The 20301-nt window shown below is 47.4% G+C and carries 18 protein-coding genes; 11 read left to right on the top strand and 7 right to left on the bottom strand.

Features of this window, described 5'->3' with window-relative positions; translation table 11 throughout:
• Positions 1-8: 8 nt before the first annotated feature.
• The gene (locus OXH18_RS13005) at positions 9-374 is read right to left on the bottom strand and encodes a response regulator transcription factor (RefSeq protein WP_268607510.1); all 366 of its coding nucleotides are present in this window, start codon (positions 372-374) and stop codon (positions 9-11) included.
• 734 nt (positions 375-1108) lie between these two features.
• On the opposite strand from OXH18_RS13005, the gene hmpF reads away from it, so the two are divergent.
• The 4 genes from hmpF (at position 1109) to rsmD (ending at position 6636) form a co-directional block, all read left to right on the top strand.
• On the top strand, positions 1109-2785 hold the full coding sequence (gene hmpF, locus OXH18_RS13010) for a pilus motility taxis protein HmpF (protein ID WP_268607511.1): 1677 nt from the start codon (positions 1109-1111) through the stop codon (positions 2783-2785).
• Positions 2786-2920: 135 nt separating this feature from the next.
• On the top strand, positions 2921-5305 hold the full coding sequence (locus OXH18_RS13015; protein WP_268607512.1) for a PBP1A family penicillin-binding protein: 2385 nt from the start codon (positions 2921-2923) through the stop codon (positions 5303-5305).
• A 132-nt stretch (positions 5306-5437) separates the two neighbouring features.
• The gene (gene hisH / locus OXH18_RS13020; protein WP_268607513.1) at positions 5438-6088 is read left to right on the top strand and encodes an imidazole glycerol phosphate synthase subunit HisH; all 651 of its coding nucleotides are present in this window, start codon (positions 5438-5440) and stop codon (positions 6086-6088) included.
• Positions 6085-6636: a 16S rRNA (guanine(966)-N(2))-methyltransferase RsmD gene (gene rsmD / locus OXH18_RS13025; protein WP_268607514.1), complete on the top strand. Its 552-nt coding sequence runs from the start codon at positions 6085-6087 to the stop codon at positions 6634-6636. The genes hisH and rsmD overlap by 4 nt, the downstream gene beginning before the upstream one ends.
• 227 nt (positions 6637-6863) lie before the next feature.
• Here the strand turns inward: rsmD and petG are convergent, their stop codons facing one another.
• A complete protein-coding gene (petG, locus tag OXH18_RS13030; RefSeq protein WP_268607515.1) occupies positions 6864-6977 on the bottom strand; it encodes a cytochrome b6-f complex subunit V in 114 nt (37 codons plus the stop codon).
• A gap of 374 nt (positions 6978-7351) precedes the next feature.
• On the opposite strand from petG, the gene OXH18_RS13035 reads away from it, so the two are divergent.
• Positions 7352-7723, top strand: a complete 372-nt coding sequence (locus tag OXH18_RS13035; protein ID WP_268607516.1) for a c-type cytochrome — start codon at positions 7352-7354, stop codon at positions 7721-7723.
• A gap of 8 nt (positions 7724-7731) precedes the next feature.
• On the opposite strand, the gene OXH18_RS13040 is transcribed toward OXH18_RS13035, so the two are convergent.
• Positions 7732-8595, bottom strand: coding sequence for a CAP domain-containing protein (locus OXH18_RS13040; protein WP_268607517.1), 864 nt, complete (start codon positions 8593-8595; stop codon positions 7732-7734).
• Positions 8596-9197: 602 nt separating this feature from the next.
• Here OXH18_RS13040 and lexA point away from each other — a divergent pair.
• The 3 genes from lexA to OXH18_RS13055 all read left to right on the top strand — a co-directional run bounded on the left by lexA (position 9198) and on the right by OXH18_RS13055 (position 11271).
• Positions 9198-9809: a transcriptional repressor LexA gene (gene lexA, locus OXH18_RS13045; RefSeq protein WP_268607518.1), complete on the top strand. Its 612-nt coding sequence runs from the start codon at positions 9198-9200 to the stop codon at positions 9807-9809.
• Positions 9809-10609, top strand: coding sequence for a DUF429 domain-containing protein (locus OXH18_RS13050; RefSeq protein ID WP_268607519.1), 801 nt, complete (start codon positions 9809-9811; stop codon positions 10607-10609). Before lexA ends, OXH18_RS13050 begins: the two co-directional genes overlap by 1 nt.
• 344 nt (positions 10610-10953) lie before the next feature.
• Entirely contained in the window at positions 10954-11271 is a 318-nt protein-coding gene (locus OXH18_RS13055) for a DUF1825 family protein (protein ID WP_268607520.1), read from the top strand.
• A gap of 14 nt (positions 11272-11285) precedes the next feature.
• Here the strand turns inward: OXH18_RS13055 and OXH18_RS13060 are convergent, their stop codons facing one another.
• From OXH18_RS13060 to OXH18_RS13070, 3 genes are all read right to left on the bottom strand, one after another.
• Entirely contained in the window at positions 11286-12422 is a 1137-nt protein-coding gene (locus OXH18_RS13060) for a hypothetical protein (protein WP_268607521.1), read from the bottom strand.
• A 690-nt stretch (positions 12423-13112) separates the two neighbouring features.
• Positions 13113-15569, bottom strand: a complete 2457-nt coding sequence (locus OXH18_RS13065; RefSeq protein ID WP_268607522.1) for a hybrid sensor histidine kinase/response regulator — start codon at positions 15567-15569, stop codon at positions 13113-13115.
• 396 nt (positions 15570-15965) lie between these two features.
• Positions 15966-16973: a nucleoside hydrolase gene (locus OXH18_RS13070; RefSeq protein ID WP_268607523.1), complete on the bottom strand. Its 1008-nt coding sequence runs from the start codon at positions 16971-16973 to the stop codon at positions 15966-15968.
• A 466-nt stretch (positions 16974-17439) separates the two neighbouring features.
• Between OXH18_RS13070 and rbsK the strand changes: the two genes are divergently transcribed.
• Together rbsK and OXH18_RS13080 are read left to right on the top strand one after the other, a co-directional pair.
• Positions 17440-18378, top strand: coding sequence for a ribokinase (rbsK, locus tag OXH18_RS13075; RefSeq protein ID WP_268607524.1), 939 nt, complete (start codon positions 17440-17442; stop codon positions 18376-18378).
• A 20-nt stretch (positions 18379-18398) separates the two neighbouring features.
• Complete coding sequence (locus OXH18_RS13080) at positions 18399-19007, top strand: cobalt-precorrin-8X methylmutase (RefSeq protein WP_268607525.1); 609 nt, start codon at positions 18399-18401, stop codon at positions 19005-19007.
• Between the two features lie 162 nt (positions 19008-19169).
• Here OXH18_RS13080 and OXH18_RS13085 read toward each other — a convergent pair whose 3' ends face one another.
• Complete coding sequence (locus OXH18_RS13085; protein WP_268607526.1) at positions 19170-19760, bottom strand: pseudouridine synthase; 591 nt, start codon at positions 19758-19760, stop codon at positions 19170-19172.
• Between the two features lie 194 nt (positions 19761-19954).
• Between OXH18_RS13085 and OXH18_RS13090 the strand changes: the two genes are divergently transcribed.
• Positions 19955-20260 carry a hypothetical protein gene (locus OXH18_RS13090; protein ID WP_268607527.1) on the top strand — a complete coding sequence of 102 codons (306 nt, stop codon included), beginning with the start codon at positions 19955-19957 and terminating at the stop codon, positions 20258-20260.
• Positions 20261-20301 lie beyond the last annotated feature (41 nt).

Below are 20301 nucleotides of genomic sequence, written 5' to 3' on the forward strand. Positions count from 1 at the left end.
ACCACCCCTCAGCCGCGCAATAGCTGTTTGACCGTTCCAACCAGTTCTGTTGGCTGAAACGGCTTGGCGATGTAAGCATCAGCCCCCTGTTTCATGCCCCAATAGCGATCGAATTCTTCTCCTTTTGAAGAACACATCACCACTGGCACATCTTGAGTATTGGGATTAGCTTTTAACCGCCGACACACCTCATATCCATTCATACGAGGCATCACAATATCTAACACCACCAAATCGGGGCGCTGACCCTGAACTTTCTCTAACGCCTCGACCCCATCGCTAGCAACCGTCACCTCTAAACCACTGCCGCGCAACAAGTCAGTGATCATCTCGCGCTGAGAAATACTATCTTCCACAACTAGAACTGTACTCATAACTGCTTCGACTGACCCCACTTACTGACAAAGGTTAGGAAAGACTTACCCTGATTGAGTCCCTACCTCTTACTGAATAAAGCACACTCGATCGGTATAGTTTGTCTTTTAATGGGGATCGTTGCCAATTGTTACAGACGATCAAACTAACCATCTGTCAAAGTTCTAGCTTATCTTGCCAGGCTTGTGCCAACAATTTATTGAGGTTAGGGCGATCGCAAATAACTTCTCTCTTTTCGTTGGTTGTGTCCGTCGATTGTATTAGTTGATTACAGCACTTGGGGTTCCGATCTATTTGACTGTGAGTGTCTGTGAGTAAGCCGATTAGTAGAGAGGGATTGCCTGAATGTTAGCGCACACCATTTGTTGAATTCAGCGAATTTTAGGGAACTCTGCATATAGCCCCAACCCTAGATCAATTCACGTAATGCCAATCCTCTATTAGGTTTCACAGTATACCAATCCCTCTCAACTTCCCTTTGTTAAGGGGAGAAGCCGCCGGCAGTGGGGTAAATTCTATGCAGCATGACAAAGCATTGGTATAACAACCCTACGTAAGAACGGGCAAATACACAGACTAGACGATATCAACTATAGGCAAAATTCAGAAAAGACAATTGGGTTAGACAACCTACAAATACATTGGTTTATAGACACAGAAGAGGTTCGTCAGCGTGCTGTATCTAGCGGAAGTCATACGCAAGACAAGAGTCATTGGAAGCAGCAAAGCAGAGTTGAGACTGCTAGCCTGTCAGCGATCGGAGCTAAACTGGAGTGCCATACCCGGTGAAGAAATCATTGCGGCTCCAGATGAGATTACCTATGGGGCTGGGGTACTCATATTTGTTGATTTATCGACTGGCAAGCAGGTGCAACGTCATACAGAAGCTGGGCGGCAGCTTGTCACGATTCTGCAAAACTTTTCGCGCTTGCAAGAAAAAGCCAAAAATCAAGAAGAAGAAATTGAACAGTGGAAAGAGTCGTTGACCTATCAAAGTCAGGAGCTTAATCGCCGGGAACTGGAAATGGAGACTCGACAGGAGCACCTGGAGCAATTGGCAGCAGAATTTGAGCAATTAGAACAGCAACGGCAGGAAGTGACTACGGCTCAGGCAGAACTCGATCGTTTAAGGGCAGACTATGAACGCAAAAGCCAAGAATTGGAAGGAGCTTGGGCCCAAATTCGCGGAGCAGAAATGCGACTAGAAGAACGCCAAACCCAGCTTCAACAGGCTTCAATTCTAAATGATGACCAAGCCCGCCAGCTTCAAGCACTGCTCGATCAAATTTCTGGAGCGATCGCGCCAACCCAGCCCATCCACGAACAGCTTCATACTTCGTTTGATCTGATAGCACAACAACAGCAATCGTTAGAGCAACACTGGCAACAACTAGAACAACATCGCCACGCCGCCGAGCAACTTCAAGCTGAGGCTGAGCGCCAAGCTCAAACCGTGCAGGATCGTTGGCAAGCCTGGCATCAAGCTGTTACCGCCCTAACTCAAACTCGCGCTAATCTGCAAACTCAGCAAGAGAGGCTGAACTTGAAGCAAGAGCAACGCCAAACTGTCATGCTGCGTTTGCAAACCCAAGAAGCTCTCTGTCAGCAACTGACGCAACTATTGGGTTCTTCCGACAAGACAGTGCTAGCGGAATTAGAAGCAATGCCTCTGGAGAACCTACAATCGATCGTCATAGACTTAGAACAGGAATTAGAGAAACTATCTCGGTTTGTCAGTAGTCAAGAAGAAGAGTTGAGCTTACAGCGACAAGATATTGAAAGTCTGCGCCATCAGATTCAGCAGTCCAGCGAGTACGATCGATTGCGTCTAGAAACTGAGCTAGCTGACGAACAGGATCGATACCAAATGCTCAATGAAACCTTGGTGGGGCAACGTCGGAATCTACTGGAGCGACAGACCATTTTGAAACATCACCAAACAGTTTTGTTGAGACGACACGGCCATTCGGCAGACATGCCTCCCTCAATTGATCTAGCGCCCGTGCTATCTCAAATCGAACAGTTACGGCAACAATTGTCAGAAGAATTACAACGTTTAAACCAAGAGATTCAGCAGCTGACACACTCCATTCAATCCCTACAATCTACATTGCAACAAGACGATCGGCAACTAGAGATTCAGCAGAATGAATTGCAACAGTTGGAACAACAAGTGCGATCGCAAGTGGCTGGAGTCGCGGATCTACGTGGGCGGATCACCGTCTACCAAGACAGCTTGCAGCCTTTTCAAGATCATCTCCAAGCCTTAAACGTCGAAGTGGAGGCGATTGCCAGTGTCATGACGCAATTTCAAGAAGCCAGAAATGCCCAACACCGGGCTATTCATGCAATGCAGGAAACGATTCAGCGGTTGATCAATCCTGTCGTAGCCGAGCTAGCCGCATCATAAAATTTCAGGGCAATCGTAGATACAGTCTGTAGAATGGTGCATAGCTAAGTTGAAAGTCAAGTTGAAAGTTAATTCAGGAATTTCATGTGCCTGAGTTGTAGCTTTTCCATCGAGTGATTCCTGCGTTAGTTGTGCATGTCCTCACCCCAACCTCCTAACCCATCTCCTGATCCAAAGCAGTCGCCAGAGCCTGTGCAATCGACTCATTTGCCGGGTTCACCTCATTCGACAGCGGGTCCTGCTCCGACTCCACCTTCCCCACCTGATTCGGTTTCCAAATCAACCGGATCGAAGACACTATTGGGAGCCATTACCCGAGCCGTCCAAACTGTGCGGGCCCGAGTGAATTTTTCTCAATTGCTACTTAAGCCAAATGCTAGAGTACCGGAGATTTGGGTACAGGATGCTGACGCTCCAAAAGCAGAAATTTATCCGTTATTAGGGGAATATTATAAGTTAGGGCGTAGCTCGCGATCGTGCGATATTGTTGTCCGTAATCCGGTCGTAAGTCAGGTTCACCTGTCGCTGACTCGAGACAAGCGGCAAGGTCGGGCCCCCTTTATTTTGCGAGATGAGAACTCAACTAATGGGATTTATCGGGGCAAGCGTCGCATCACAAAATTGGAATTACGCCACGGAGATGTCCTAACCCTTGGCCCACCGGAATTAGCAGCGGCAGTGCGACTTGAATACAACGACCCGCCCTCTTGGTACGTCAAAGCCGCTCGATATGGGCTATATGGCTTTACAGGGCTGACGGCTCTTACCGTGGCTTGGGTAGGGATGGAGTGGACGCGATTCAGTGTGACTCCGTTACCCACTTCCGTGCAGGGCCCTGTCATTGTGTTGGCACGAGATGAGGAAACGCCGCTGCGGCCGATCGAAACTCGGGCACATGTGGAATTGCGTAACCTAAGAGATTTTTCACCCTATCTCCCCAAAGCAGTGATTGCATCAGAAGATTCTCGCTATTACTGGCATTTGGGAGTTGATCCCCTTGGCATTTTGCGTGCTTCATTGACGAATCTTCGCGGTGGTGAAATTCGTGAAGGAGGCAGCACTGTCACTCAGCAACTCGCTCGCAGTATCTTTCGAGAGTATGTCGGCACGGAAGATTCGGCCGATCGCAAATTGCGAGAAGCTGTCGTCGCGCTCAAGCTGGAAACCTTTTACAGCAAAGACGACTTGATGCTGACCTATCTCAATCGGGTCTATTTGGGTAGTGGCAACTATGGATTTGAAGATGCCTCTCAGTTTTACTTTGGCAAGTCTGCTAGGGATCTTACTCTCGCTGAGGCGGCAACGCTGGTGGGAATTCTGCCAGCCCCCAATAACTTTAATCCAGTCCGAGACTACGACACAGCGGTAGAGTTGCGCGATCGAGTCATTAACCGCATGGTAGCTCAGGGCATGGTTAGTGCCGAAGAAGCCCAACGGGCTAGGCGATCGCGAATTGAGATTAATCCAACTGCGATTGAAGAACTAGAAAGTATCCGTGCCCCCTACTTCTACAACCATGTGTTTGCAGAGCTAGAAATGTTATTGGGTGACCAACTAGCACAAGAAGGCAATTTTATCGTTGAAAGCACAGTAGATCTAGCGATGCAGGCTGCCGCAGAGGCTTCGCTTGAAGCGAATGTGACATCCACAGGAACGGCCGTAGGAGTGTCGCAAGGCGCGATTGTGTCGCTAGACTCCAGTACGGGTGAAGTATTAGCCCTAGTGGGGGGGGTCAATTTCCAAGAAAGTCAGTTTAATCGAGCCACGCAAGCCCTACGACAGCCGGGATCAGCATTTAAGGTTTTTGCATTCGCAGCCGCCTTAGAACAGGGAATTTCTCCGGGGACTGCGTTTTCCTGTGCTCCATTAGAATGGGCAGGGCAATTTTTTGAAGGTTGTCGCTCTGGATCTGGAGCGCTAAACATGTACGATGGGTTAGCCTTGTCAGAGAATGTTGTAGCGCTGCGAATCGCTCAGGAAGTTGGGCTAGAGCGGGTAGTTCGCATGGCGCAACGGATGGGCATTCAGTCTGAACTCAATCCGGTTCCTGGTTTAGTGCTAGGACAAAGCGAAGTCACGGTGTTAGAACTGACAGGAGCCTACAGCGTTTTGGCTAACCAAGGTGTTCGCAACCGACCGCACACCATTGCGCGAATTTTAGATAGCAGCGATTGCGCCGACATTAACGATCGCAATACCTGCCGCATCATCTACGAATTTGGACAAAACGGTGAAGCGGACGTTCCAGTTCTTGATCCAGGGGTGGCAGACACTATGACGTCGTTGTTAAGGGGCGTGGTGCAAGGTGGAACGGGTAGCGCCGCCGCGATGGGGCTAGGGGAAGTCGGCAAAACGGGCACCACAAATGACAATGTGGATTCCTGGTTTGTGGGCTACGTTCCTCGTCAAACGATCGTGACAGGCATTTGGTTAGGCAATGATGACAATACCCCTACCGATGGCGGCAGTGGGATTGCGGCACAGCTTTGGCGCAGTTACATGTCACAAATTCTTCGGTAACGATAGTTGAATAACCTTGTAGTTCGCGGATTTGCTACGCTAGGGTTCAAATCTACTGTTTGTCGAACAGTAGAGTAGTTGATCTAGATTCAACCCAGATTTAACCAGAACTCAGAATAGGGACTTAAGAGCATGACCACGATCGCCGTAGTAGATTACGACATGGGCAATTTGCATTCTGCCTGCAAGGGGTTGCAGAAAGCTGGGGCTACGCCAATCGTAACGGATTCAATGCAGGAATTAGCCCAAGCCGATGCGGTGGTCTTGCCGGGTGTGGGAGCTTTTGATCCAGCCATTCAGCATCTGCGATCGCGTGACTTAATTCATCCGCTACAAGACATCATTGCCAGTGGTAAACCCTTCCTAGGAATTTGTTTGGGGTTACAAATCCTCTTAGACGGCAGCGAAGAGGGAGTTGAACCGGGTTTAGGCGTGATTGCTGGTATGGTGCGGCGATTTCGCCCTGAACCTCGCATCACCATTCCCCATATGGGTTGGAATCAACTACAGTTAACGCAGCCTACGCTCCCTTTGTGGCAGCAGCTTCCCCTTGATCCGTGGGTCTACTTTGTCCATTCCTACTACGCAGACCCAACTGATCCAGCAGTTCGATCGGCCGTGATTACACACGGTAGCCAAACAGTGACAGCGGCGATCGCCCGCCATAACCTCATGGCTGTGCAGTTCCATCCCGAAAAATCCTCAACCGCCGGACTGCAAATTTTGGCGAATTTTGTGGCGAGCGTGAAACAACACCAACTTGTCGGTGCAACGGCAACATGAGCCTACGGATTTATGGTAATCGCCAACTGAAAACTTTACCCGGTCAGGAAACTCGTCCAACAGCAGCGCGAGTTCGGGAAGCGCTGTTCAATATTTGGCAGGGGAGCATTGCCGAATGTCGTTGGCTCGATTTATGCACGGGAACCGGAGCAATGGGAGCCGAAGCTTTGTGTCGTGATGCGGCATTGGTGATTGGCATTGAGCAATCGGGACGAGCCTGTCACATTATCCAGCAAAATTGGCAGCGCGTCGCCCAACCCCATCAATTGTTTCAAGTCATTCGGGGAGACGTGATGCAGCGCCTACCCGATCTAGCCACCCAACTGAATCACCCCTTCGATCGCATTTACTTTGACCCGCCCTACGCCAGCGAGTTGTATCAACCGGTACTTGAAACGATCGCCCGTTGCCACCTACTCGCTCCAAGGGGCGAACTCGCGGTTGAACATAGCCCCGATCGTCCATTGCCCAAATTAATTGAGTCTTTAGAATGCTGCCGTCAAAAAAGCTATGGCAACACCGCATTGACATTCTACTGCGTTTGCTAAGCTCTGCCCCTCTTCACAACACCGCACAATTTCATTCTTGGAATAAACCAGAAACGGGCAAAACAGACCCTCAGAACAGCAATATTGCAAGATCAACGATTGCCATCCCTAAGCTGTCTGCTTGCCCATTCAGTGATTTGACTTGTTCAGCCCTCAACTTGTCATCAACTCTACTTCCGGCTGTGATTTAACCCATGAAGCAGAACCTGATAGCGAGAGCTTCAGGATTATGAATTAAGCTGGTTGCCCCGCTTGAACTGCATGTAGGCAGCGACGAACAAGCCTGCCAGCGTCACCGGAATCAAACCAAGCACAATTCCTGAAAGTAAGGGTTCTACCACAACACAACCTCCTTATCGCTGTTTGGATTGTATCAAATTCACAGACCTTACCCTTTTCGTTACACTTTGTAGCGTTCTATCATAATTAGTAGGAACCCTACGAGCGATCGTTATTTAGCAATTAAAGCTAAACGCTAGTAGCTTGAGTGCTCAATTGGTCTCACTTCCAGGCAACTGCTTCTGTTGTACCTTTCCTCGGTAACTGATTGTAGAAACCATGAATTGAATTGAAAAGCTTAAATTTTGCTTATGGACAACGTGAAGTAAGTTAAATTCCTGAAGTATATTGTTAAGCGAAACGTCATTCCACGGTTTGGGCTTTGACTAAGGAACTTTTGGACAAACGCGTTATCACCTCTCACATCACCGATTCTATGGATACTTCACTGCCAAAGGAGAATGCCAACAGAAGGGCCATTGTTGTGGCACTGGCAGTGTTACTGGTGAGTTTTCTGGTATTTGTCGGCATTTATCAGATTCGGCACTCTGATCCCTATGTTCAAAGCGTCTTGTCATTGGGTGGTGATGCGAGCCGAGGGCAGGTAATTTTTCAGCAAAACTGTTCTGTTTGTCATGGTCTCAATGCGGATGGACGGGTGGGGCCTAGCCTGCACCACGTGGCATCTCGCAAATCAAGAATTGGATTGATTCATCAAGTCACAAGCGGCAAAACTCCTCCCATGCCCCAATTTCAGCCGACAGCAGAAGATATGGCTGATTTGTTAGAGTACTTAGAAAGTTTGTAATTCGCTCCTTAGCGATCTAGCTTTCTAAAAAACGACTGCTGCTGGCGACTACGATCGCGACTGTTAGTTCCACGGCTAGGCTGGATTGTTAGGGCTGGTGTGCCAAATGACTCAGCCCAATAGTGATAGGATGTAATCCGACCTGGATCGGGATCTAGATAAAAATACCCCACGCCGATTTCTTGGACTTGCACCGACAGCATATTATCTCGATGACCAGGGCTATTCATCCAGCCTTGAATGACACGATCAGGAGTGGCATACCCGATCGCTAAATTTTCGGCGGCACTGGAAAAATCATAGCCAGTGGCTAGAATTCGCTGTTGCCAAGTAGAGCCGTCTGCCCCCGTGTGGCTAAAAAAATCTTGCGTGGCCATAGCCTTAGTATAGGTTTGAGCCGATCGAGAAAGCTGAGTATTCAGCGCCAGCGGATGAAGCCCCCGCTCTCGACGTAGAGCGTTTGTTTGCTGAACCACTTGATAGGTAAAACTTGTTGTAGATGTGGGACGCGCTGCTAGCTTCAGGCGATAGCGAGTGCGTTGATTAGCTCTAGCAAACACGCGAATAAAGTAGGTCCCTGGCTCTAATCCCTGAATATTGATTGTTTCTTTTTGACGATCGGGCGCTCTAGAACTGGCAACGACTTCACCAAGTTCTGGCTGTCCATTGCGATTCCAGTCACGAAGTAACTCAACATCGGTATTGGATTTTAGACCCCTTAGTCGCAATTCGAAATGGCTTCGCTTCTTTAAGCGCAATCGATAATACTGCTCTAAGTCTAGACCCCGCAAGCGGTCTTTAACAGTTTGAAATTTTGAAGAAATTGCAATGGGGTTTGCTCGATCGAGCGGCGTTCTTGCATCAGGTAGCATGACATTACCTCAGAATTACAGCCCTCAACTCTGTTCAGCAAACTCTGCTCAGGATTCTGTTTACTGGGAAACTCCGGTAAGAGACATCAGTAAGCCCTCGCATCAATGGCAGCTAAGAGTGTGTTTGCCGCTCTCCATAAGACCTCACCAACAGACCTGCGACTAAAACGGCTTCTCAATGCCTCGTTCAATTCATCAGCCTGGAAACACAAACACATTTCCCATGATGCCGTAGGAGGAGGTCTCTTGGCAGGTTTTTGATCAGTCAATGTAGAAACCGCCAATAGAACTAGCGAGCAATGGTGAATCGGCGCAGAAAAATCGATCGCGGCAATTAAACCTGAGAGAATAAAAATTGAAGCCAGTGGATAGAGAATAAAAATTGAAGCCAGTGGATCAAGTCCTAAACCACCTTACAGAAAGACTAGACAAGTTAATGATTTGATGGTACAAATGTTCTGTGGGCCAAATTTAACCTGCGCAATTGGTTACTTGCTTTCGATCAGTGCTAGTTTGCACTGTCTTTTGTTCTATTTATGACCAATTTTTAGGTTTGATTTTTCTCATTTTACCCATCTACGAATTTGCCTTACCGATGAGCTATGGAAGCCTTAACTGAAGTCCAACAACAACTTTATGATTGGCTCGTGGAATACATTCGCGAGAACCAACACTCTCCTTCAATCCGCCAAATGATGCGGGCAATGGGTTTAAAATCGCCTGCTCCAATTCAAAGCCGTCTAGAGCACTTACGAAACAAAGGTTACATTGATTGGACAGAAGGCAAGGCCCGCACCATTCGGATCTTGAAGCCCATGGGGATTCCGATCTTGGGTGCGATCGCCGCTGGTTCGGTGGTCGAATCGTTTACTGATTCGGTTGAACAACTTGATTTTTCCAGCTCGCTATTGCGCCCTGGCGATTACGCCCTACGAGTACGGGGAGATAGTATGATCGATGCTCTAATTGATGATGGGGACGTAGTGATTATGCGCCCTGTTCCCGATCCCAAAGCCCTAAAGAACGGGACTATTGTGGCGGCTCGCGTCAATGGGGATGGAACAACCCTCAAGTACTATCACCGGAAAGGCAACCAAGTCACGCTGAAGCCAGCAAACCGCAACTATACTCCGATCGAAGCACTGGCTACGAATGTAGAAGTACAAGGGGTCCTAGTAGGCGTATGGCGCGGCTATAGCCTGTTTGCTTCTTGATGAAATTTCTGGGAATCGATTTAGGATGGCAATCGCAGCCAAGCGGCTTGTGCTGTCTAAATTGGCAGGATAATGTGCTGCGATTGGTAGAGCTACATCGCCTAGAAGCAGTCTCGGCAATTTTGTCTTGGATTGATGATCACACTGGTTTCGAGGAACCAGCGGGTATTGCTGTGGATGCTCCAACTCTGATTCCAAACGCTACAGGAATGCGAGTTCCCGATCGATTAGCTCACAAATACTTTGGTCGATATCATGCAGGTTGCTACCCAGCCAACTTGAGTCGCCCTTTCGCGCAGCGAACTGTTGAATTTGGATTAAGCTTGGAAGCTAGAGGGTTTATCCACGCGCCAGCTATCCAACCGCGCCAGCCCATTCGGTTTCAAATTGAAGTGTTTCCTCACCCTGCAACCATTCAGTTGTTTCAACTAGAGCGCATTCTGAAATATAAAAAAGGACGGTTAGCAGAACGGCAGCTTGAACTTATGAAGCTGCGGGACTATATTCTCACAATCTTTCCAACGCTAGAACCAGCGCTGCTGTTTTGCGCGGAGACGATCGCTGCATTATCTGAAGTTCCCACAACTGGCACAGCGCTGAAAGCCCTAGAAGATCGGCTCGATAGTCTTATATGTGCTTATGTTGCTGCCCATTGGTGGTACTGGGGGCAAGAGCGGAATTGGGTATTGGGAGGAGGTACACCGGAGGAGTCTTGCATAACGGGGTACATCATTGTGCCGACGCCTTCTAAAAGTACCCGTGTGGGTACTGTGAAACATAGATGTTCTTCTTCAGAATAGAGGAACAAACTCACTAGATACGGCAGTCTGATCAGGTTGCATCTTGTGTGGATGGGCATGTATCAATCCTTTGATTTTTATACATGTCCTCCACCTTTTTCACGTTTTTCACATTGAACAGTTTTTGCTTCTGCTTGTCACATCCTCTACCTAGAACAGTAGAGAAATCCGATCTTCAGTCCATTGATGCTCTGAACTAAAATAAAATTAATCTAAAGGGGATGCAGCACAGCGTCCGTTGGGTTGGTAACGGTTCTTCGGTTAGAAGAAATTCTGGCTGAGTGATGCGGCCATACCTGACAGCAATTGAAGATTCATAGGCACTTAGCATTAGACTAATCGCAATGGGATTCTTTGACTCGGAAATTGTTCAGCAGGAAGCGAAGCAGCTATTTGAGGATTATCAGTCGCTCATGCGGCTAGGTTCTGACTATGGCAAGTTCGATCGAGAAGGCAAGAAAATTTTCATCGAACGCATGGAAGAGGTGATGGATCGCTATCGCGTTTTTATGAAGCGGTTTGAACTGTCGGAAGATTTTGCTGCCAAGATGACTGTCGAGCAACTGAAAACACAATTGGGGCAGTTCGGTATTACTCCTCAACAGATGTTTGATCAAATGCACATGACGCTAGAACGAATGAAGGCAGAGGTCGATCGCTAGCGACAGGCGCTAGATTATCTTGTTTCAGTCGTACTTCCAGCTTCTAGTCTTTCAAAGCTCGGTGGCTGTTCTAAGGATGAAACTAAGGTACAAGCATCAGCAAACAGTGATTGCATTGACTGCGTATAAGGCAGAATGAGGGCTTGCTGATTTTGATCAAGCCGCCGCAGGATCTCCTCGATGAGCCAATGTAATGTCTGTTCAACCAAGCCCCAAGCTACCCCTACACTGGGAAACACCATCACACACAGCGGTAGTAATTCTTGCTCAATTGCCGCGATGTTTTGTTCTAGTAGTGAAAGTAGTAGATAGCCCTGAATCATTGTCAAGTCACGAATTGTAGAAGCGGCAATGTCTGATCGGCTAAACTCACCTCGCCGACTGTGAGCTTTAGCATAGTGGCTCACCGATTGCTGATAGGTAGCATGGGCAATTTCATGGCAACGCGGCACTAAATATTCCACTAATGCCACTATTGGCGAACTGGAGAAATGACTGGAAGCGGCTGCACACATTCGCTGCCACGGAATACAAACTTGCTCTTCAATGAATCTGAGATAGGGACTCAGTAAAACTTGCTCGTAGGGTGTTAGTTGTTTCAGCAATTCGCGGGTACTGAAGTGAAATTGCGTAGTGAGAAAACCGATCGCTCGCGAATCTTGTACCGTCAAGTGTTCGGCTTGTAGGCGCAAGAGTAGCGGTTCCAATTCTGCTACTAGGCAAGGAATTGCCGGAAGCATTAAGAACGGCATGGCTATCTTGCCGAAGAGATCGGGGGATGAGTCAATAAACTTCAGAAAGTGTCCAGGCGATTCCTGTTGAGCATAAATTTCAAGAGTGCGATCGTAAACCTGTTTGACAGAGCAAGCAATGCGCCGAGTTTCAGACAAATGCACAATGTTGGGGATGTATGCATAAAGACTGTTAGTCTCAAGCCCAGCCATCTCACAGCTAATTTGTAGAAACCGAGAAACCTTCTCAATTGTTTTGAGACGTCCCTGAGGAGATGCGGTTGCCACCAAATCCGCCGAGGGAAATCGTTTTCCTGGCTGCGTCAATATTGAGAGATCGGGTAAGTAACGAACCGTCCAGAGCTTCATCAACCGATTCGTTGCGATCGTGTTCGGAGCAACTGCCACTGTTTTGAGCATATCTTGAAAAAAATTGCAAGCTATTCAAGCCAGACAAGAGAAACAGATAGATACTACGCCCGATACTTATGTAAGGTACTTATGCAAGGAACAGCATTATTCAATCAGCTATAAGTGATTGAGCGCTCTGTCATCAAACTTTGTGGATTGAGCTTTTACAAACTAACGTCACTACTAATGGAATAGAGTCAGTCTCATGGACTAGTTTTAAGTCTTTATTTGCAGCCTTCTCAATTTTTAATATAATTCCTGATACATAGAGTTTATACAACAAATAAGCTGCTTCACAGGAAAGTTACCTGTCCTTATAAAAAATTCTATTAACAAAGTAGGCGGTTTAAAAAAGATTTTATAGACACTTCTAAAATGTGCCTGTCACCTTTGCGCCCTTGCCCTAAAATTTCTCTCTCAACTGTGGAAGAGGAACGTCGAAGCCTTTCTTCCTCTGCTCTTAACCGCGAGAAAAGCAAGCGAGGATGAGGACAAATGCAGCAGCTTACAAACGTAACAGATTCCTCTTCTAAAATGATTGCATTGCAACACTAATGTATTGCAAATGATGGCTTCTATTAGACAAAAACCTACAATCCATGTTGTTATTAAATGCCTACATACTTAAATTTCTCTAATTAGATTTTTGTTCATTTTGGACTCATTTAATAGGAATCAAGAAAGTGATTCCAACATCTTCTAGGTATCTTCTTCTAATAACTCAATAATTGCCTGAAGGACTTGATCGTCTGCTACGGGTTTCGCTAGATGGCGCTGAAAACCAACCGATAAAGCTTTTTGGCGATCGCCATCTGTGGCATAGGCTGTTAATGCTATGGCAGGCACTTGTCCACCATTTTCGGCTGACAAAGCACGAATGGCTTGTATCAAGGTGTAGCCGTCCACTTCGGGTAAGCCAATATCACAAATTAATAGCGAAGGGTTGAAGTTAGACAAGCAACGTAGAGCTTGGGGTGCAGACGAAGCGACTGAGACAATTGCTCCATGATTTTGTAACAGAAACCGTAGGAAATCTTGCATATCGGTTTCGTCATCCACAATCAAAATTCGAACATTTTGCAAGATTGAGGGGATTTGGGCAGCAGATACAGTTGGTTCAGCAGCATCACTCTCTAAGCACTCTTCATCCAGAGGTTGCAACGGTAATTGAACCATGAAAGTGGCTCCTTGATTTTCTCCAGGACTATCCGCATATACCTGACCACCGTGTAGTTCAACAATGTGGCGAACGATCGCCAATCCTAACCCAAGTCCTCCAAATTTCCGAGTGGTGGCAGCATCAGCCTGGCGAAAATAGTCAAACACATAGGGAAGAAAGTCTGAATGAATTCCTTTTCCTGTATCTCTTACTTTAACTTGAGCATACAATTCAGAATTGAACTGACTGGAAGGACGATCGACAATCGATAACTCCACCAAAATTTCGCCACTGTGAGGTGTAAACTTCACTGCATTTGACAGCAGATTCCACATTACCTGCTGCAAGCGAGCCGCATCACCTGTGACACAAATGGGCAACTGCAAAGAAGACTGAGACACAAGCGATTGTTGCTGGATATCAGGTTCTACTTGCTCAAATTTTAAGCGAATGGCTTTTGCCTCCGCAGAAAGACGAACGGTATCCAAAGCGGACTCAATCACCTCTGCCAAATCGACAGAAGCAGTACTAAGACTCAACTTACCTTGAAGGATGCGCGATACATCCAGTAAATCGTCTACGAGTTGGGCCTGTAGCCTGGCATTTCGCTCGATCGTTTCTAAGGCTCGTTTGGTGATAGCACTGTCGTAGGGTTGGCGTTGCAATAGCTTCGACCAGCCCAAAATTGGGTTTAGCGGAGTTCTCAATTCATGGGAGAGAATGGCGAGAAATTCGTCTTTGAGACGATTCGCGCGATTCGCTTCCTGATATAACCGAGCGTTGTCAATTGCAGTTGCGGCACGCCGAGCTAGATCTTCTGCCAGCAATAAATCTCTTGGTTGATAGGTACGATCTGAAGTAATGATGGCGAACGATAAGACACCAAATACACATCCACGACATTGTAACGGAACAATAATAAGCGATTTTGGAACAAACGGCAGAGCTTGATTTTGATGATTAGGAACTACTTCTAGAAGTAATTTCTCTGTGAGTGTTTCATAGACAATAGACTGACCTTGTTGCAGTTTTCGGCTAGATGGGCGAATGAAGGTTGTTTGTAGCCATGATGCAAACCATGATGAGTGTTCTAGGGAACATGATGCTGTAGCGTTATCAATATGTGTATCGTTAATAGATAAATAGTTAACAATAGACAAGGTTTTTATGGTTCCATCTGAGCAGAACTCATCGACACTACACCAATCTGCCAAGGTGGGAACTGCTAGTTCTACTAATTTAGACAAGGTAAGTTCATAATCTAGCGACGAGGAGAGGAGAGCACTGGCTTCTGCCAAGAAATGCTGAGAAACTTCTATTTGCTTGCGATCGCTAATATCTTGCGAATAAACTACCAAGCCTTTTGGAATAGGGTAGACATAATCAACAAACCAACGACCGGAACCATCGGAAGCAGGTCCTTCTACAGTGGCTGCCGTTTGTTCCTTCATAACATGGTGATAGGTTTCGTAAAACACAGAACCCACTGCTTCTGGAAATTCCTGCCAAATTACTTTACCCAGTAGATCGTGGCGAGAGCGCCCCATCATCTCTTCAAATCGCCGATTGACATAGGTAAACTGCCATTGCGAGTTCACCGCAAAAAAGATGTCAGAGGTGCTCTCTAGAATATCCGTAGCCGGTATGTTGGCAGCTTGTAATGATTGCGATCGCCAAGCTTGACTTAACCAACTGATTAAGACTCCTTGCCCAACAAATAGACCCGTGCACAGTAAACTAGGCAGTGTGAAAGACAGTTGATTCAATGGAAATTGAAACAGGTAGTTACTCAGCCAGCCAGCCAGTAGTGTTGCTAACAAACCAGTTTTCCATCCACCATACCACGCACTAAAAACAACAGCCCCAAAAAACAACAGAAATGGTGTTTGAGTCATATCCAGCCACGGGTTCAGTGCCAACATTAGCGTAGTTGCAACAAGCACTGACACAACGGCTACTCCATAAGGTAGAAAAAATACACGGGCTATCATAACCATGATGAGTAGTAAAGCTTACCAAATGAGCAGCTTTCCTTACCCTACCGTTGTTTTCGGAAAAAGATTAATTTCCTTTAGATAGATTTTCAGTTGGTCAAAAGTAAAGATGATTCTAGGATTGTGAATTAGTAATATCACTCGATAGAGAGTAGACAAGGATAGATATTGACCTATGCTTGATACGATGACATAACAAAGAAAATGATGCCAAAAAGCAAATGTTGATTATCAATCGATCGTAGTCAAACCTGATTGACTTCCAAAAGGTTTCCGCTCTCACCCTACATCCCGCTCCTACGTTGGGAGAGGGACTTTAATCTGATTCCCCTCCACCCTTTTGGGGCGAAGGGGTAGGGGGATGAGGATGGTTTGGCACAAAAGTGTCTGGGCAATTGCTTAAGGATTAGTCGATCGAATCAAATATTTCAGATCCTCGATTAGGATGGCTAGTAAATTGACACTGTCTACTTCCATCGCAATCCAAGCATTGGGCTGCACCTTAGCACTATGACGCCGATCGAGCACAGTTTTGCCACGAGTCCATTTTCCTTTCGTTTCCACCTGAACTCGTCCTCGTCGAAACAGTAAGGTTTCCGGATGAAATAAGTAAGCTAACGTAGCCGCATCATGCACCAAAAAACCAGCTTGTCCACGGGTTTCTCGAAACGCCAGTGCCGTGCTGACCATAAACTGACACAACGACACCACAAATTGGGCAATTGGGTGATCCGAATTTACAGCACTGACGCGCTTAGCCATTTCATTGGTAAAGATAAGTTGGTGCGTTACATCTAAAGGAATTACCACGAGTCGATCGCAGTGATTGAAAACAATATCAGCCGCATCAGCATCAAAAGCAATATTGAATTCGGCTTCTGGCGTGACGTTTCCTGGCGCTTCAAATGCACCGCCCATAATCACGATCTCCTTGGCCAGTTGCAGTACACCTGGTGATTTTCGTTCCGCGGCTGCTAAATTAGTGAGCGGCCCGATCGCCACAAGCGTGATATCACCAGGAGCTTGCTTCAGTTTTTCAATCAACAGGTCATCCGAATAACGAGCCGTCTCATAGGTTTGGCGAGAGTTGGGCAAGGTGTGCGACAAATTGCCCATCCCGTCGGCTCCATGAATTGCTCCAGCGTCTTCCACCTCCCCATTTGAACCACCAATCACACCGCGTCCTACTTCCACATCTGGAAAGCCACCCAGTTGCAGCAGCTTAGATGCGCCTACGAAGGTATGTTGGGCATGAACGTTGCCATCAGCAGCCGTTACAGCCACAATATCAGCGAGTCCTTGTTTCGCTAGGCTTTGTAGCCAAAGAAACGCAAACGAATCATCGCCACCAGGGTCGGTATCGAGAATGATCTTTAGTGGTTGCAGATCTAGAGATTGGGTTGTCATCGCTTTTGGTTAAAATGCTGTGAATTATTCTAAGAATAGTCTGGCGATCGAGGTGCTGACAAAATTGGTAAACGAACCAGCCAGCATTGCTCATCCCCCCAGCCTGGCAACATCATCGCGCCGATGGGGAACTAATGCATTCTCCAACCTACTGAATCAAATCATCGTTCGTTTAAGGTCCATCATGCTACTACTTGAGAACTATGACTTGAACGATGGACTCATATTCTCTAAGAAAATTGATGAATTGGTTGCGATCGCAATATTTTTTGAATGTTTGGAACGAATTACACTGTCAATGAATTCGTTACTTCTTAAAAATTAAGAATTCTCTCAATTGTGGCAATCCTATACTAGGCAAGAGCATTCGTCCCATCGCTGAGATACCTGACTAGCCGTATCCAAGTCATGCATAGCAGCGCTGAAGGTAATCAAAACTAACTAGCATATGCCAAGGAGCATCTCCATGAGTGTCGTTGTGTTTGGCAGTATCAATATGGATTTAGTGGTGCGAGCGCCTCGGCTTCCGGCTCCGGGTGAAACCCTGATGGGACATTCGTTCGAAACAGTTCCAGGCGGCAAAGGGGCAAATCAAGCCGTGGCGGTTGCTCGGCTGGGGATCGCTACCGAAATGATAGGACGAGTGGGACATGATGCCTTTGGTCAAACGCTGTTGCAAGGGTTACAGGCAAGTGGAGTGGGCTGCAATCGGGTTTTAATAGATCAAACAACTCATTCGGGAGTGGCGGTCATTAGCGTAGACGACAGCAGCGAAAATACTATTATTATTGTTCCAGGGGCCAACGGTCAGATTGATGAGGTAGATATCAATCGACTGTTGCCAGTACTGTCTCAAGCCAAGGTACTAATGCTGCAACTGGAAGTGCCACTCGCAGCGGTTACGGCAGCGGCCAAAGCAGCCAAAGCGGCTGGTGTGACGGTGCTGCTTGATCCGGCTCCAGCACGAGCGGATCTACCCGATGAACTCTATGGCTATGTTGACCTAATCACACCCAATCAAGTAGAGACTAGTCAGTTGGTAAACTTTCCAGTCACCGATTTAGCCGCTGCTGAGAAAGCCGCTGCCGTTCTGCATCAGCGGGGGGTTGAGACGGTGATTACAAAATTAGGCAAGCGGGGAGCACTATGCCTAAGTCGGGAAGAAACGTTTGAAATTCCGGTTTTTCCTGTAAATGCGGTTGATACGGTGGCGGCTGGCGATGCTTTTAATGGAGGATTGGCGGCTGGCTTGGCAGCGGGAATGTCATTAAAGCAGGCTGCAACCCAAGCGGCGGCCGTAGCTGCTCTCTCGGTCACGAAGGCCGGAGCACAACCGTCTTTACCAACAAAAGAAGACTTGACTGTCTTTTTATCCAATCGACATTCAAACGCATCAAAAGACTAATCGTCACCCTCTATTCCTACATGGATTCGATCAATCATCCGATTCTAGAGCAGAGCTTTGCCGTTATCGATCGTGAAATTGGAGCACATCCGTTTTCACCCGCAGAGTATGCGATCGTGCGCCGAGTCATTCACAGTACCGCAGATTTTGAATTCAAAGATCTCATCCGTTTTAGCTCTGATGCAATCGAAAGAGCCGTTGCGGCATTGCGTCAGCAAGTGCCGATTGTCACCGATGTCAGCATGGTGCAGCAGGGCATCAAAACCCTGGTAGGGAAAACCTTCAACAATCCTGTGATTGCAGCCGTTGAGCAAGCACCCAACGCTCTACCTGGAAAAACCCGCACAGAAACCGGAATGCTCGCCTGTTGGCAGCAATATCCCCAGGCAATTTTTGTCATTGGCAATGCTCCTACAGCATTGCTGACCCTCTGCAATCGATGGCAAACTACATCGGTGCAGCCAACCTTAGCCATCGGGGCGCCTGTCGGGTTCATCTCGGTTTTAGAGTCAAAGGCTGCCTTAGCAGCAACACCCGTGCCACAAATTCGAGTGGAAGGACGTAAGGGCGGATCGGCTGTTGCCGCCGCTATTGTCAATGCGCTGTTGGTGTTGGCTTGGGAAGCATGATGCAGAGCGACCCAATCGCTTGTCTCGATCACGCACTTCAGCAACCCGTAGGAGCCGCAAATACCGATGAATAATCCTCTGCACAGCCCCGACCCCCGATCGCCGCGACCCAACATTGTCAACCCTGATATTACCAACTACAAGGGCAACTCCCTTTGAAATTTAGCCACGCCAAAACCGTCTTAATGCCTGATGTTCCAATAGAGTCAAATCGCGCCATTGTCCAGGCGCTAACCCCTCTAACCGCAACGAGCCGATTGCCACTCGCACTAGACGCAAGGTTGGAAACCCTACGGCAGCGGTCATGCGTCGCACTTGCCGATTGCGACCTTCAGTGAGGGTCATTTCTAGCCAGGCAGTAGGAACCGACTTGCGATAGCGAATGGGTGGGTCGCGGGGCGGTAACTCGGGTTCTTGAGCAAGTAACCGCACCTGGGCTGGACGAGTGCGATCGCCTTGAATCATCACGCCCCGTCGCAATTGTTCTAACGCTGCCTCTTCAGGAATCCGCTCTACCTGCACCCAATAGGTACGAGGATGATGAAAGCGCGGATCGGTGAGAATGTGTTGCAAACGGCCGTTGTTGGTCAACAGCATCAGTCCTTCACTATCGCGATCGAGCCGCCCTACCGGATATACTTTCGACACAGGAATGAAATCTTTGAGGGTTTTGCGCACTGTTGCCGACCTCTCGTCAGTGAATTGCGAGAGCACATCGTAGGGCTTGTGAAATAATAAATAGCGATCGGACACGGGAAACCTAGATACTAGATAAAGTAATAAAGGAAAAGATTTTCTTCAGTATTTCTTAATAACTTTGCAGGCAATTGCTTGATGTAACGTAAAGGAATATTTCAACTCTTTAAAAAGAGTTAGGTAACGTCCCCTTCTATCTCACTGAGCCTTAATTTAAAGCTTTAATAAGCATATCGCTGGGGTAATGCTCTATGGACAAGAAAAACTATCGAATGATCTGTACCCTAACGTTTGGAGACATCTACGGCCAGGTAATTGTCTGGCTAGTTGTAATTTTCATTAGCCTTGCTTCTGCCTTGGCGTTGATGGGAGCCAGCCGGCCAATCTATGCCTTGGCAACGGTTGGTCTCATTCTGGTATTGTCGCTGCCCTTCTTGTTGTTTGCCTTTGTCACCACGCTGCTGAACCACATTGAACTTGCAGTGGTTGAACCGGCAAAGGAGACTAACACTCGAACCCGGCAAGTTTCTTCGCAAAAGCCCGCGACAGCAGGATAAGTGTTACCCCAATCGTTGATTGTTGGAAGGCGGTGTGCACA

Source organism: Thermocoleostomius sinensis A174 (assembly GCF_026802175.1).
GTDB lineage: Bacteria > Cyanobacteriota > Cyanobacteriia > Elainellales > Elainellaceae > Thermocoleostomius > Thermocoleostomius sinensis.

Coding starts and splice junctions, on each gene's coding strand:
- OXH18_RS13090 (WP_268607527.1), top strand. CDS start 19,955: ATGGACAAGAAAAACTATCGAATGATCTGTACCCTAACGTTTGGAGAC.
- OXH18_RS13005 (WP_268607510.1), bottom strand. CDS start 374: ATGAGTACAGTTCTAGTTGTGGAAGATAGTATTTCTCAGCGCGAGATG.
- rbsK (WP_268607524.1), top strand. CDS start 17,440: ATGAGTGTCGTTGTGTTTGGCAGTATCAATATGGATTTAGTGGTGCGA.
- OXH18_RS13055 (WP_268607520.1), top strand. CDS start 10,954: ATGGGATTCTTTGACTCGGAAATTGTTCAGCAGGAAGCGAAGCAGCTA.
- OXH18_RS13080 (WP_268607525.1), top strand. CDS start 18,399: ATGGATTCGATCAATCATCCGATTCTAGAGCAGAGCTTTGCCGTTATC.
- OXH18_RS13040 (WP_268607517.1), bottom strand. CDS start 8,595: ATGCTACCTGATGCAAGAACGCCGCTCGATCGAGCAAACCCCATTGCA.
- lexA (WP_268607518.1), top strand. CDS start 9,198: ATGGAAGCCTTAACTGAAGTCCAACAACAACTTTATGATTGGCTCGTG.
- OXH18_RS13035 (WP_268607516.1), top strand. CDS start 7,352: ATGGATACTTCACTGCCAAAGGAGAATGCCAACAGAAGGGCCATTGTT.
- hisH (WP_268607513.1), top strand. CDS start 5,438: ATGACCACGATCGCCGTAGTAGATTACGACATGGGCAATTTGCATTCT.
- OXH18_RS13060 (WP_268607521.1), bottom strand. CDS start 12,422: ATGCTCAAAACAGTGGCAGTTGCTCCGAACACGATCGCAACGAATCGG.
- OXH18_RS13050 (WP_268607519.1), top strand. CDS start 9,809: ATGAAATTTCTGGGAATCGATTTAGGATGGCAATCGCAGCCAAGCGGC.
- OXH18_RS13065 (WP_268607522.1), bottom strand. CDS start 15,569: ATGGTTATGATAGCCCGTGTATTTTTTCTACCTTATGGAGTAGCCGTT.
- rsmD (WP_268607514.1), top strand. CDS start 6,085: ATGAGCCTACGGATTTATGGTAATCGCCAACTGAAAACTTTACCCGGT.
- OXH18_RS13070 (WP_268607523.1), bottom strand. CDS start 16,973: ATGACAACCCAATCTCTAGATCTGCAACCACTAAAGATCATTCTCGAT.
- OXH18_RS13015 (WP_268607512.1), top strand. CDS start 2,921: ATGTCCTCACCCCAACCTCCTAACCCATCTCCTGATCCAAAGCAGTCG.